Annotated in this window: 11 protein-coding genes and 2 pseudogenes; 11 read left to right on the top strand and 2 right to left on the bottom strand. The window is 64.6% G+C overall.

Annotated features, from left to right (window positions below; all coding sequences use genetic code 11):
- Window positions 1–289 precede the first annotated feature (289 nt).
- Together ACOGJB_RS04850 and ACOGJB_RS04845 are read left to right on the top strand one after the other, a co-directional pair.
- Complete coding sequence (locus ACOGJB_RS04850; RefSeq protein ID WP_419839683.1) at window positions 290–847, top strand: hypothetical protein; 558 nt, start codon at window positions 290–292, stop codon at window positions 845–847.
- Window positions 848–1,192: 345 nt separating this feature from the next.
- Entirely contained in the window at window positions 1,193–1,651 is a 459-nt protein-coding gene (locus tag ACOGJB_RS04845) for an HNH endonuclease (protein ID WP_419839682.1), read from the top strand.
- A 217-nt stretch (window positions 1,652–1,868) separates the two neighbouring features.
- Here ACOGJB_RS04845 and ACOGJB_RS04840 read toward each other — a convergent pair whose 3' ends face one another.
- Window positions 1,869–2,648: an HNH endonuclease gene (locus ACOGJB_RS04840; protein ID WP_419839681.1), complete on the bottom strand. Its 780-nt coding sequence runs from the start codon at window positions 2,646–2,648 to the stop codon at window positions 1,869–1,871.
- A 139-nt stretch (window positions 2,649–2,787) separates the two neighbouring features.
- On the opposite strand from ACOGJB_RS04840, the gene ACOGJB_RS04835 reads away from it, so the two are divergent.
- Window positions 2,788–2,970 carry a hypothetical protein gene (locus tag ACOGJB_RS04835; RefSeq protein WP_419839680.1) on the top strand — a complete coding sequence of 61 codons (183 nt, stop codon included), beginning with the start codon at window positions 2,788–2,790 and terminating at the stop codon, window positions 2,968–2,970.
- A gap of 127 nt (window positions 2,971–3,097) precedes the next feature.
- On the opposite strand, the pseudogene ACOGJB_RS04830 reads toward ACOGJB_RS04835, so the two are convergent.
- Window positions 3,098–3,790: pseudogene (locus tag ACOGJB_RS04830) on the bottom strand (IS110 family transposase); the annotation flags it as partial.
- Between the two features lie 570 nt (window positions 3,791–4,360).
- Here ACOGJB_RS04830 and ACOGJB_RS04825 point away from each other — a divergent pair.
- The 8 genes and pseudogenes from ACOGJB_RS04825 to ACOGJB_RS04790 form a co-directional block, all read left to right on the top strand.
- A pseudogene (locus ACOGJB_RS04825) lies at window positions 4,361–4,591 on the top strand (transposase); the annotation flags it as partial.
- Window positions 4,592–4,682: 91 nt separating this feature from the next.
- Window positions 4,683–5,651 (top strand): IS256 family transposase, encoded by a 969-nt coding sequence (locus ACOGJB_RS04820; RefSeq protein ID WP_419839679.1) that lies wholly within the window; start codon window positions 4,683–4,685, stop codon window positions 5,649–5,651.
- Window positions 5,652–5,798: 147 nt separating this feature from the next.
- On the top strand, window positions 5,799–7,178 hold the full coding sequence (locus tag ACOGJB_RS04815; protein ID WP_419839678.1) for a Fic family protein: 1,380 nt from the start codon (window positions 5,799–5,801) through the stop codon (window positions 7,176–7,178).
- Window positions 7,179–8,445: 1,267 nt separating this feature from the next.
- Complete coding sequence (locus tag ACOGJB_RS04810) at window positions 8,446–9,006, top strand: RDD family protein (protein ID WP_419839677.1); 561 nt, start codon at window positions 8,446–8,448, stop codon at window positions 9,004–9,006.
- A gap of 369 nt (window positions 9,007–9,375) precedes the next feature.
- Window positions 9,376–10,194: a hypothetical protein gene (locus ACOGJB_RS04805; protein WP_419839676.1), complete on the top strand. Its 819-nt coding sequence runs from the start codon at window positions 9,376–9,378 to the stop codon at window positions 10,192–10,194.
- Between the two features lie 17 nt (window positions 10,195–10,211).
- Window positions 10,212–10,610 (top strand): hypothetical protein, encoded by a 399-nt coding sequence (locus ACOGJB_RS04800; RefSeq protein WP_419839675.1) that lies wholly within the window; start codon window positions 10,212–10,214, stop codon window positions 10,608–10,610.
- Window positions 10,611–10,722: 112 nt separating this feature from the next.
- Window positions 10,723–12,435, top strand: coding sequence for an IS1634 family transposase (locus ACOGJB_RS04795; RefSeq protein WP_419839674.1), 1,713 nt, complete (start codon window positions 10,723–10,725; stop codon window positions 12,433–12,435).
- 27 nt (window positions 12,436–12,462) lie between these two features.
- Entirely contained in the window at window positions 12,463–13,167 is a 705-nt protein-coding gene (locus ACOGJB_RS04790) for a hypothetical protein (protein WP_419839673.1), read from the top strand.
- Window positions 13,168–13,285 lie beyond the last annotated feature (118 nt).

Here is a 13,285-nt window from a genome sequence, read left to right as displayed (position 1 = left end):
TACACCACACGATTTATCTTATGGCGAACCCTTACGGGACCTGGACATCGTGACGATTCGTGACAGACCGGCAGAGAGCCGCGTGCGGGAATCCTTTCGGCAAACCGTTGCTCGTCAAGGGCAACTTGAGCGAGAATCCGACGTGATCGCTGTCGGAGAGACCTGAATTAGCAACCGGGCATCACGACAGCCGATGAGGTGATCAAGGTGGCGAGGCGGGTTTGCTGTCGGGCGGGTGTGAGCACAGCGGAGTCGCTGACAGCGGACACGCCGTCGCTACGGTGCCGGTGTGGCTGAACGATCATCTCCGCAGAACCGGTACCGGGTCGAATTCCCGACAGACGGTTCGGAGCCGTTCGTGCGGTTGCCTCTCGGGAGCAACTGGACAAGTCATCCCGAGGCTGCGGCGATCGGCGTTGAGCTTCCTGGGCGGCAACGCTCCGGCAATCATCAGCGCGCTATGACAGTCGCCGACTGCGTTGAAGCGGTCGTCGTGGCACGACGGCACAGACGTGGTGATGACGCCCACAACAATCCGGTGGCGGCGAAGGTCAGCGATGGCGCAGGACGTGTCGTCAAGAAGCTCCAGCGCTGTCTCGAAGCTCTCGCTGATGCGAATGTGGAGGGAGCAGCCGAGGCGTTGCGCGACGTATTTGAAGACGCCTCCGAATCGCTGCCAGCGTCAGGGTCTCAAATGCCATCACCGTCGGCGGACTTCGACGCCGCAGCGGCGAGCGATGCGACTGCTTGGGTTGTGCGCAGCGGACGTGAGGGCTTGGACACGGTCGATTTCAATCTGCGCGAAGGCGTGGTGACGCTGGGCTGGGGCGACTGGGTGTTCGATTAGGCAGTCGGCGAGCACGGCGATCGAGCGGCGCTGGACCGTCACTTCGCCGAGCATTTCTCGCGTGAGTCCGTCAAGCACAGGCGCAATGCGCGGAACTCGATTCTGAGTTTTCGCGACAAGATCTCGATCGGGGACATCGTCGTGATGCGCCTCGGAGAATCGCGGGTCTCGACGGGCTGGATCGCGATCGGGCAAGTGACCGGCTCGACGGTATGTGACCCACAGCTGGACTATGGCAAGCGGCTTCAGCGTTCAGTTCGATGGCTGCATACCGACGTACCCGACGACGACAATGTCGGGCCAGACCTCCGCGCGTCTGTCAACGGTCAACGCACCGTGCATCGCGTGCTGGCACCGAATTCGGTGCAACGTCTGGTCAGTCTCGCGGAGCGCGGCTTCGACCCCGGTCCTGACGGCATCAGCGCGCTGCACTTAGCAGGCGAGGCAGCAGGTGTGCTCGACGCCGATGGCAACGTGATCGAGGGTGCGAGCAAACGCGTTTCGGTTCTGCGATACGAGACCGACCGCCGAGCACGAGCACAATGCATCGCCGAGCACGGCACAACCTGCCAAGTCTGCGACATCGACTTCGGAGCGGTCTACGGCGATTTTGCCGACGGCTACATCCACGTGCACCACAAGACACCGGTGCATCAAGCCGCAGCTGACGGCGAATACCAACTCGACCCCATCAACGACCTCGTACCGGTCTGCCCGAACTGCCACGCCATGCTTCACCGCCATCCCGACAAGCCCTGCAGCGTGGAGGAACTGCGGCGGCTGATGGAAGTGGTGCAATCGTGACTCGTGCGGAGTGCACCAGCGGGCACCCTGGCAGTTTGTTCCCAGACTCGCTTGTGGACGGGGCGCGACGCTTTGGCGAATGCGGATGTGCTCCTGACGACCCTGTGAGTCCAACGCGCAATCCCACGTCGACGTTGAGAATCCGGAATCCGCACTCGTCCTCTCCGAGCCTGAACGGTGGTGGTGTTGTTGCCGACGGGAGCGCGCTGCTGGCCGGTTAGGTTTCTTTCAGGCGAGCGAGCAGGTAGTCCATCGACCTGTTGCCCTTGATGCTGTTGCAGTTGTTACAAAGCAACTGAAGGTTGTCGGTTTCGTTGCCGCCGCTTTTAGACACCGGTTTGATGTGGTCCAGCGTCAGGTCTTTGGGTTCGTAGCTGATTTCGCAGCCGTTACACCGCCCCTGCTGATCTGCGTATAGCTGCCTGCGGGTGTAAGACGACACAGCGTTCCCCATGTCGGGCTTGCGATGCCCCATCGCACGGCGGATACCGGCCCCCGCAGCCTCCGCTCCCGCTGCCACCCGCTTGCCCACCGCAGTCCCCGACGCCGCGATGGCTATACCGGCCACGGACGCGCCGGCTGCGGCTCCCTTGCTGACAGCAGGTGCTGCCTTAGCCGCTGCTTGCTTGACGGTCTTCATGGCCTTCGCAGCGGTCTCGTCCACGGGCACGCCAAGACCCTTCAACGCGAGAACAGTCCCAGCACCGATCAGCGCTCCGCCCGCTATGACCGGACCCGCCGCCACTCCGAAAGCGCCACCAGCCATCGCCACCCCGATCCCACCAGCGCCGGTAGCCAACGCCGCCGCCGTGCCACCCACAGCGCCACCCACAGCGGCAGTAGCAGCCGCCGTCGCGACGGCCGCTCCCGTGCCGTCACCCGGCCCCGATTCATCTCCGGCGTCGCTGTCTCCGTCAGACACAGACTCAGACGCAGGCTGGTCGTCCGACCCGTCATCCATCTCGGGGTCGTCCGAACGCTCAGAACGGGAGGACATTTCAGCCAAAGGTAGCCGCCCAGTTGCGCCGAATACGGGGTGCTACGAGTTCGCCGCGCGATCTGATTAAGTCTCGGGGCGCCGAACCGAGTGCGCAAGTCCGCGTCGTTGCAGGGAAATGGGCCTGTCGGACGCTCCCTTGTCAAGCGGCGAGCGCGAATGGTTGTTTTCGGGCGGTTTCGTCGCGCCACATTCGGCGGATGACGCGGTTGGCGAGCTGGCGTTTGTGGGCTCGTCGGGCTTCGCGTCGGGTTTTGCCTTCGCCGGCTTTTTTGGCGAGGTAGGCGACGGCTTGGGGCTGGGTGCGCTGCTGGGTGACTGACGCGATGTGCAGCACTGAGTTGATGCGCCGGTTGCCTGTGAAGTCGAGCCGGTGCTTGACGGGGTCGCCGCTGCCTTCGCCTGAGGAGAGCGCGACGGCGCCGGTGCCGCACCAGCGTGCGAACTCGGGTCTCGCGGTCGAAACGTGTGGGGTCGCCGACTTCGCACAGCAGTGTGGCTGCGGCGATGGGGCCGATGCCTGGCTTGTCGCGCAGGGTGGTGCCGTGGGTGTCGAGCAGCTCGTCGATGAGACGTTCGAGGCGGCGGATCTCGCTGCGGGCACCACGGTCCTGGCCGATGAAGTTCTGGAGCCAGGCGAGCCGATATTTGCCCGCTGGGGTCGTGCATGTGGCAGGGTCGATCTGCTCGAGGCGGCGCAGTCGGGCTTCGATCTTGCCGGTCGTGGCGGGCTGGTCGCGTATCTCGGCGCCAGCTCGGGTGATCTGGTCCGCGACGTGGTGACCCATCAAAGTGCGAGCAGCCACAAGGCTTTTGCGGTGTTCGAGCACTGCCTCGATCTCGGCCACGAGCGGGTCGTAGACCTCCAGAGCCTGCACCGGTCCCAAGGTCGGCTCGGCCAGCAGCGCCCTCGCTGAGGCGACGGCGTCGGTCTTTTCGAGCCGCCGGCTGCGGCGCTGCGCCGCGGAACGCGACGCAGGCACCTCGCGGGCGTCGAACCCTGCCGCTGCGAGCGCGACTGCGACGTGCGCGCCCCACTTGGCGGACCCTTCCACGCCGACCTGGCGGACGCTGTGAGCGTCGAGCAGGTCGATCGCGGCGCCGTAGCCGGCGGCGGTGTTGTCGAACGTGTCGTGAGTGATCTCGACTCCGTGATGGTCGACGATGCCGACGGTGAAGGTGTCCTGGTGGGGGTCGATATCCGCCGACTGGCGGTGTCATGGGGTGCTCCTGCTGGAAGTGAAACTCCGGTGGGTCCGGGAACGGCAGGGGCGCTTCGTCACAACCGAGTCGAGACAGTCAGGCTCCCTACTGGACAGGAGCGCTCCTGCGGGTCCCACGCTCGACGCGACAGGTCTGACAACAGGCACACGGCCAAAATTTTGTGGAGTCATCGCCGAGCGCAGGACCGGACCGCAGCCCCCTGGCTGGAGGCCCCGGCGACATCAACAGTGACACTCGGAAAGTTTGTGTAAGCGGCGTGGTCTGAGGGTCCGCAGCGATGGGCTGTGGACTGGGACCGATCATGTCTGCGGCTGATCAGAATATGGGGGCTGTGCCGGCGGGAGAGGCCGTCGGCGAGACGGCGATGACCGACTGGGCCGAGCTTTTGGTGGCCCAGGCACGCGCTGAGGGCGTGGAGCCGGCCGGCGACGGCGGCCTGCTGACCGGGCTGGTGCGCCAGGTGCCCCCGGATCGGCCTCGAGGTCGAGATGAGCGAGCATCTGGGCTACGAGCGTCACGCCGTTGCGGGCCGCGGGTCGGGCAACTCTCGCAACGGGTCGACCCCCAAGACGGTCACCACCGAGATCGGCGAGGTCGACCTTCGGGTGCCTCGTGACCGTGCGGGCACGTTCTGCCCTGTGACGGTCCCCAAGCACCGGCGCCGGCTGGACGGCCTGTCGGGCAACGTGATCAGCCTCTATGCGAAGGGGCTCACCACCGGCGAGATCCAGGACCATCTGGCTGAGATCTATGACACCTCGGTGAGCCGGGAGACGATCCCGGTAGATCACCGACGAGATCGTCGCCGACATGGCGGTGTGGCAGAACCGCACCGCTCGACCCGGTCTATGCGGTGCTGGGTTCGACGCGATCGTCGTCAAGGTCCGCGACTCCCAGGTCGCCAACAGGCCCGTCTATGTGGCCATAGGCGTGGATCTTCAAGGAGAACGCGACGTATTGGGCATGTGGCTGGGCCCATCGGGCGGCGAGGGCGCCAAGCAGTGGGCCACGATGCTGACCGAGCTGCGAAACCGGGGTCTCGCCGACGCTTTGATCGTGTGCTGCGACGGCCTCAAGGGCCTGCCCTCGGCGATCCGGGCGACCTGGCCCGAAGCGACGGTTCAGACGTGCGTGGTGCACATGGTCCGCAACAGCCTGCGGTACGCGTCCCGCAAGCACTGGAGCCAGATCACCAAGGCCATGCGCGACATCTCTGCACCTCAGCGACCGTCGAGGCCGCCCAGACGCGGTTCGCCCAGTTCGCCGACGACTGGGAGGACACCCTGCCCCGCGATGATCCGGTCGTGGCGCAACTCCTGGGACGAGTTCGTGCCGTTCGGGGAGTTCCCCGCCGAGCTGCGCAGAGTCGTCTATACCACCAACGCCATAGAAAGCCTCAACGCCAGATTCCGACGGGCAGTGCGCCATCGAGGACACTTCCCCAACGAACAGGCCGCGATGAAAGTCCACCTGCCTCATCGCCACCGCCAGACGCAAGAACCGAACCAACCTCACCGGCAAGACCAACGGCTGGAAAGCCATCCTGAACACCTTGATCGTCCACTACGGCGACCGAATCGCCGACCACATCCGATGAAAACCACCACAGCCGGATACACAAAAAATATGACAGTCCCCCCACGCCCGCCAACCGCCAATCGGTGGATTCAGGGTAAGTGCAACCAGCACAACATCAGCCTGGGCGGCGCAGACGGATCGGCGCAACAACCCATCCACGCCACCATGCGGAGAGCTTCCCGGGGACTCGCCTCCACCTAAGTCAGGGACCCCTAGAGCCTGCGCAATGGCCGGTGAGGTTCGATGCCGACGAGCGGCTCGGCGCTGTTGCGACGCAAAGGCGACGGTTTGCGTCATTGAAGTGCAGAATGTGTCGCAAATGCAGTCTGTTCGGTTACGCTCGCCGGCATGGGCAGCATGGTGCCGCAGCTGCACGCCTACTGGTTCCGGACTTCCCAGCAGGTCGATCATTATGAGGCGTACCTGCCGCATCCGCTCACCGGATGGACTCCGAGAATCCAAGCAGAGACCGTTGCGCGCGGCCACGAAGCAGCAAACCGTCTCGCGGCGACGAGCGCACGAATCGCCAGCACGCCCGAAGCAGCCCTGTGCCTCGCTCGCGCGGACGGCATCGCGTCCAGCCGCATCGAAGGCATCATCGCTTCGCTGAGAGAAGTCTCGCTGTGGGACACAGCGCGCCCGAATTCGCAAGCTCGGCGAAGCGGCCGCCTCGTCGACGGCGCCTCACGGATCGCCGTCGCAGCCCACGCCGTCGGCAGCGACCGTCGCGAGCCGATGCGAACCAACGACCTGCTCACCCTGCACAAGACGCTTTTCGAGGACGCGGGCGCCGACATCGACGCAGGGCGGTTCCGCACCGGCCCGGTGTGGGTCGGCAGCAGCGCAACGAATCTGCCGAGCAGGGCACGGTTCGTGCCGGCCCCCCATGCCGAAGTGCCCGCACTCGTCGACGATCTTCTCGCGTGGGCCAGCAGCCGGCAATGCATGGCAGCGGCCGGGCCAGTCGGCGCTGCTGCTGTCGCCCACGCACAGTTCGAGACCATCCATCCGTTCGAGGACGGCAACGGACGAGTCGGGCGGGCGTTCATGCACGCCTGCCTCGCACGGCACAGCCCTTACCCTGCGCCGTTGCCGGTCTCCGCAGCCATCGATGCCCGGAAAATGGCCTACATGGACGCGCTCGGATCATTCGACAGCTACCTCGGCGGCCCCGACGACGACGAACGCTCCCAAAGTGTCACGATCATGATCGAATGGACAGCGACAGCCGTCGAAGTCGCATGCGCCTATGCCGAAGCCGTCGCCGACGAAGTTGACGCCTGCGTCCGACAGGCCGCATCCATGCGTCACGGAACCGCCCGCCGCGCCGTCTTGGACCAGTTGATCTCATCGCCGGCAGCGGCTGTCCCCGACCTGGCAGCGCGACTCGGCCTGTCGCCGAGAACAGCCCAGAGAACCGCACGCAGACTCGAAGACGACGGCCTCGTCCGCGTCACCCGTGAACGATCACCCGGCGAACCGCTCGTCGCAGAAATCCCGTCGCTGATCGACATCGTGGACACACGCACAGCGCTGCTGACAGCCCTGTGGCAGCAGACCGACAACGGACAAGCCCCAGATACTGCAACGGCTCTCCACGACATCGTGCCGAGAGTCGAATTGCCCGAACCCGCGCCCGCAGGGACATGCCCTCATATCGGCGTGCGTTCCCGAGTGCGATGCGTCCTGTCTTCGGGACACAACGGCCCCCACAGATACGTCTGCTGATCCCGTTCGCGACGCGAAGCTGCGACCCGGTTTCGGACGGTTCGACGTGCTGCTGGCAGTCGGAATCGGGACCGAAAAGCGTCAGGCAAACCGGCTAAGCCCGTTCGGCAAGCCGGCTGTCGGCACCCGATACCACAGGTCAGCGAATTTCCCGCAAACCCCCGTCCTCATCCTCGCGGCCGAAATCGCCGCAACAGCCGACGGCACGCACGCCTGAACCCAAAGCGAAGATGCCCGAAGCAGCGCATCATGCACGTCACTGACAGGCTCCACATTTGGCATCGCGACGCTGTGACCAGCACGAACACCTGCCGCCGCAAGCTTCCGAAGACGCAGAATCACGCACGAAACGGCTCGCAGAGGGCATCGGATGCGCCTCGACGCGCCAACAAGAGCGCTCTGCACATTGGCGATACGCGCCAAAATGTCATCTGACCTGCACAAACGCGACTCAAGGGCGGCGCGGAACGGCCCGGAGAGGGCAGATCGCAAATGTGGAGTACCCCCTGTTTGAAATGTGGAGCCTCCTTCTGGAGCCTCAGCAGGCCGAGCAAACCCGCAGGTCAGAGGCACCGGGCGCTAACCCGCAAACAAGCCACCCTGGTCAGGGCGTTGATCTGGTGGCCTTGATCTGAAGCCCACCACGCGGGCCGGGCATGCGCACAGACTCTGTAATAGTCATTGGGCAATGAAGGCGTCGGAGCCAGCAGAGACCGCTCGCGAGGCGCTTCGGCGTCTGCACGAGCTGCATCTGACTGAGTCCGAATCGGAAGCAGTGGTGGAACTGATCTTTGGCACAGAGCTCGGAACACGGCCCGCGACTGTTGCTGTGTCGGGTCGCGATCTGACAAGCGGCCTCAGAAGGTCCGAGATCATCCGCGTGGACGATTTGTTTCCTCCAGACGCGGGCGTCCCGACGGTCCGTGTCTAGCTGTGGGTTCTCGTGAGGTTGTGTGCGCGTGATGCGGGTGGGCCGCCAACAGCGGTGTGGTGTCGGCCTCGATCCGCTCGACCAAGAACAGCCGCCCAGCGGGCGTCGAGCGAGCATTAGCGCGAGACATCGAGCCTCCTTGTGCGTTCGTGGGTCTCTTCCAAGCACCACGCCCGCTCAGGAGGCTCGACCCATCACCTTGCTACCGGCCGCTATGTTCACGACATCTAGCAGCCTGTTGATTCCTCGGCGACTCAGTAACTCAGATTTCGCACCATAGTGCGGTAGCGGGCTTCAGAGATCGTGTAAGAATGATTATCCGTGAGGGGCGCATTCATGACCAATTCCTCTCCAGATCGAAAACCTGCGGAAAACCAAGAAGTGGAATGCGCCGATCTCTTTGTGCGCTTCAGTGCCTGGATAGTCGATTTATTGCTGCTGATCGTCATGTTTGTTCCTGTCTTGATCTTTCTTCTGTTCTATTGGTACGCGACATATGGCAACCCTGTTGGTGGCGGACATAGTTCGGAAGAACTGACGGTAATGTGGCTCGTTCCAATAGGAACACTAGTTGTCTACGGCTTTCATCGGGTCTATCGCCTTGTCGTCAGCGGCCAATCGCGGGGGATGCGGCTTTCTGGAATCGAGATTGTCCGCCTTGACGATGGCAAGCGTATTTCCTTTCCCGGAGCCCTCGTACGAACGGCACTTTCGCCTGCAGTCGCGGCGCTCGGGTTCACTGCGGCGACACTTGCAGGTTTCGAGTATCCCCTGTGGGGAGTGCTTCTGTGGCTGGTGTTTCCGATTCCGGCACTTTGGAATCCAGCGAATCGCGGGTGGCATGATCAGATTGCGGGAGCCGTTGTCGTGACCAAAAGGACCGCAAGCCAGCATTGACGGACCTGGCCACCGTCACGCCCCAGCAGGCAATTTGTCAGACGACGGCATCGTCAAGCCGCTGTCGTGGACACAGAGGTTGGCAGCAGGGCGATGGGCTGAGTCTCCTGCGCGAGCGCGGCATGGTGGACACTGATGCGCTGGTCTGTGGCATGGCGTGTCATGAGGGCTGTACGGTCAGCGGCGAGGGCGGGGCCGATGGTGCGAGCTGAGCGACCGATGCACATCGGCGGCGGTCGGCCGAGGCGTGCGCAGTCGCGGTGGTGGCTGGTCTTGGCGGCCTGCTTGGCGGTGTCGGTGCTGGCAGTGTCGGGGGTGGGGGCCGCTGAGGAGCCTGAGAACGCTGTGGAGTCCGACGGTGATGCGTCTGTGTCCGCAGACTCGGTTGAGGTTGTTCGGGGTGTCGCTCCTGAGTGGCCTTTTGTCGGCATCGCTGAATCACGGTATGACTGGGAGCATGGGGAAATCATTGTGGAGTATTGGGATTCGAACACCGGCGCTTTCCGCGAAGTCCTTGTGTCTGATTTGCCAGCCGACAGTTGGGTACTTGGTTGCCCTGGCAGTCTCTCTGTGAGCCCGCTTGGCGTCCTCTATTCGACTCATACTGACTTAGGCTATTTGGAGGTTGTCGTTCCGTGGGATGATGACGCATATCCGGTCTTTTGGTCGGAACGGTTTATCGACCACTATGCCCCTGCTGGCCAGCTTCACACAGACGGCAGCGATGCCAGGCAACTGGATATCGACATGCAGTACGGCATTCTGCGGGTGGATAACTCGGCCGATGTCGGCTACTACGTGTTGGAGTATATTCTCGAAGGAGCCGGGCAAGAACTCGTTCCCGTCGGTCCGCGCGAGGGCGAGGAAGCCTTTGCGTCCGAACCCGATGATGAAGAAATGACGTGGGGGTCCATTAGTCGAGAGATCGGCTCTGCGGGCTTCTATTACGGCTTCGAGGTGCAGCATTCCGAGCCCGCCTGCATACAAGCGGCTACCTATGTCGTCGACGGGCGGAACGGCGAACTGGTGCAGTGCTCCGTATATTTCGGAGGCCGCTCGCTGGTTTTCATCGGGGCATCTTCGCTCCGCACCCTTGAACTTCCGAAACCTCATTCCAGCGCAGCATGTGATGGCTTCGACTTGGGAAAGCTCGATCCGAGCGGCGAGCACGAGCGAGAACCAGGCTGATGCCCCGCTCACGCGTCGTGTCCCTATCGGTCGCACTGATGGTCCTCTATGGCTGCGCGAGCGAAGAACCCGCAAACACGCCGCCAGCGACGCCTGAGACCTCGACGACTCCGTCGGGCACAACGCCGTTGTCGACGACGCCGACATCCACCGATGCGGAACCGGTGCAGAGCGCGCCTGCGCCCGCTCAGGGCACCGAGGCTGTCCCTGAGACCAGTGCACCCGACACCACCACCGGCAGAGCCGAAGACGGTGTTGCCGATGCCGAAGGCACGCTTGAAGAGCAGGACGCCGTCGCAGAGCCTCGTGCACTGCGCTTCAGCACCGGCAGCGCGCCCGAGTGGCCGTTTTCTGGACTGATTCAGCTCTGGGCCGATGTCTATGACCCGAATTTGGCGCCTTGGGGCGGTTTTTGATGGGTGTCAGGTCTGTGACCTGCGGTTTTGTGTTCTGCGGGGTGTTTCGTGATGGAAATGTAGGGGCGACACATTGCCGTCTTCGGCGGCGTTTGCGTGCTATGGTTTGGGCATGTTCGTGAAGACGACGCGGCGTCGCAGGGGCGACAAGACGTACGAGTACCTGTCGTTGGCGGAATCGGTGCGCGAGGGCGCGAAGACCCGTCATCGGACGCTGCTGCGCCTCGGCGAGGTCACCGAGCTGCGCCGCTCGGGCCGGCTGGACCGCATCGTCGCGGCACTGGCGAAGCATCTCGAGGCCGAGGAGGCCGAACGCGTCGATGTGTCCGCGCTGGAATCCGACGGGGCGCCCGCGGCGGGCGGCGTCGCGTGCGCCGCGGCGCTGTGGCAGCGACTGGGCCTCGACGGCTGGTTCGCGGCTGCCGGCGCGGAGCGCGACGCGGACCGGTTCGCCGACGCGGTGTTCGCGATGGCCGCGAACCGTCTGGCGGCGCCGTGCTCCAAACGGCGTCTATTCGAGTGGGCCCAGGCCGATGCGGTGATGCCCGAGGGCTGGCAGGCGCCGTCGCCGTGGCAGTACTACCGGGCCTTGGACGCTGTCGCGGATCTCAAGGAGGGCACCGAGGAGTTCTTGTTCGCCCGGCTGTGCGACCTGACCAGCATGGACCTGAGATTCGTCTGCTACGACCTGACCTCCACCTATCTCGAAGGCACGACCGCGCCCTCGGAGCGGTTCGAGTCCAAACGGTTCGGCTATTCCCGTGACCATCGCGGCGACCGGCCCCAGGTCGTGATCGGGCTGCTGTGCACCGGCGACGGGATCCCGATCGCGCATCACGTGTTCGCCGGCAACACCTCCGACGCGTCCACCCTCGCGGGCGTGCTCGCCGATCTCGCCGAACGGTTCGCAGTCGGCCGGATCTGCGTCGTCGCCGACAGGGGCCTGATCTCCGCCGGCAACGTCGCCGCTGTCGCCGAGGCCGGCTGCGACCACGTTTTGGCCACCCGCCTGCACCGAGACAAAGCCTGCCAGGAGGCCCTCGAGACCATCGACGACACCACCGAATGGGCCGACGCGGCCGGCTTGAGGTGCCGCGCCGCCGAAGCGGCCCTCGCCGACGGCACCCGCGCGGTGATCGTCGAGTCCGACGCCCGCATGAGACGCGACACCAAACGAACAGCCGAGCCCCTCGCCCGAACAGAAACCGCGCTGCTCGCCCTCGAAGAACGCGTCCGCGCCGGACGGCTCACCGACCCCGCGAAGATCGGACGCGCCGCCCAGCGCATCATCGGCCCAAGCGGCGTCGCCCGCCTGTTCGACCTCGACATCGGCCCCGGACGATTCGTGTATCACTACGACCCCGACGCCCACGCCTACGAAAAGCTGCTCGCGGGCCGCTACGTGCTCACCACCAGCCTCACCACCGACCAAGCTTCGACACAGCGCGTGGCGGCCGCGTACCGCCAGCTCGCCGACGTCGAAGCCCGCTTCCGCACCCTCAAAGACTTCCTGCGGCTGCGCCCCATCCGGCACTGGACCGAACAACGCGTCAGAGGCCACATCGCAGTGTGCGTCTACGCCGCCGTCATCGAGACCCTCATCACACGCGACCTGCAAACCGCCGGAATCGCAGACCCCGACGTGGGCGGCCAGCACCTCACCGCCGCCCGCGCCCTGCGAGAGCTCGACCGCATCCGCGAAGTCCGCCTCCACGCAGACCACAAGCCGGTCACCCTCACCACCCGCCGCAGCGCCTTGCAGACAGCGATCCTCGCCGCCACCCGCACCCCCACCCGCCACTGGGACAAAGCCCGCACCGGCTGACACACCACCCCCCTCTGAGACGATGTAGTGGAAACACCCATCCGCCGCGCCCCCGCTGACCAGCACAAACGCAAAACACGCGCCAAATTCGGGGCTGACGACGAATCGGTCTGGCGCGTCCGCTACTGGCACTGGCCCTCGACACACATCGACGGTTCTGAGGTGCTGCTGCGCGGCTTCGAAACGGACTGCGTCGGCCAGACATCTGTCGTGGTGCACGGCTCTGACGGCATCGAGATCGGCGTCTCGGACGGTAATGCCCAGTCCTCCTACTGGCTCGCGTGGGGCGAAACAGCGCACGCAACAGAAGCACCCACCGAAGAACTCATCAACGAAGCCGCGACACGGGCCTCCAACGTCGAAGTCCGCACCGAAGGCGACCTGCTGCACCTTGCCATAGGGGAGCAGTCACAGACGTATGTCCTGCGCGAGCCCGTGCGAACCGATGGCCAGCGATGGATTGCCCAAGCCCGCCACGACGGCGATGTGCTCGTGATCACTGTGCACCCCGCGCACCTGCCGTGCTTCTCGGGCGTGACGTGGCTCAGCGACGCGCGCACCGGTGAACTGGTCGGCTGCGGCGCCAGCACCCATGTTGTGCGTTTCGTCTCACCAACGCCGCCATCGGATTACGGCCTCGTCCTTCCCGACCCGGACGCGTTCGGCACATACCTCGATCTCTCGTGCGCGCCACCGTTCGATATCAGAGCTGTCGAGCTACTGATCCGATGACCCCCCAATGCCCCGAAACCTCGACGGCGATCTACTGGATCTACTCGCCGCCGCTGGGCCTCGCTGTACGCCAAGTCGTCGCCGTGAATCCGGTGAGGTTCACCTCTTGCACTGCTGG

The sequence above is a fragment of the Candidatus Poriferisodalis sp. genome, from assembly GCF_965208895.1.
GTDB lineage: Bacteria > Actinomycetota > Acidimicrobiia > Acidimicrobiales > Poriferisodalaceae > Poriferisodalis.
The sequence above is the reverse complement of the archived record's forward strand: the minus strand, read 5'-3'. Positions and strand labels throughout refer to the sequence as shown.

What these genes read in the sequence shown, in the direction of transcription:
- ACOGJB_RS04840 (WP_419839681.1), bottom strand. Translation starts at nt 2,648, where the DNA reads ATGTCCTCCCGTTCTGAGCGTTCGGACGACCCCGAGATGGATGACGGG.
- ACOGJB_RS04820 (WP_419839679.1), top strand. Translation starts at nt 4,683, where the DNA reads ATGGCGGTGTGGCAGAACCGCACCGCTCGACCCGGTCTATGCGGTGCT.
- ACOGJB_RS04815 (WP_419839678.1), top strand. Translation starts at nt 5,799, where the DNA reads ATGGGCAGCATGGTGCCGCAGCTGCACGCCTACTGGTTCCGGACTTCC.
- ACOGJB_RS04810 (WP_419839677.1), top strand. Translation starts at nt 8,446, where the DNA reads ATGACCAATTCCTCTCCAGATCGAAAACCTGCGGAAAACCAAGAAGTG.
- ACOGJB_RS04795 (WP_419839674.1), top strand. Translation starts at nt 10,723, where the DNA reads ATGTTCGTGAAGACGACGCGGCGTCGCAGGGGCGACAAGACGTACGAG.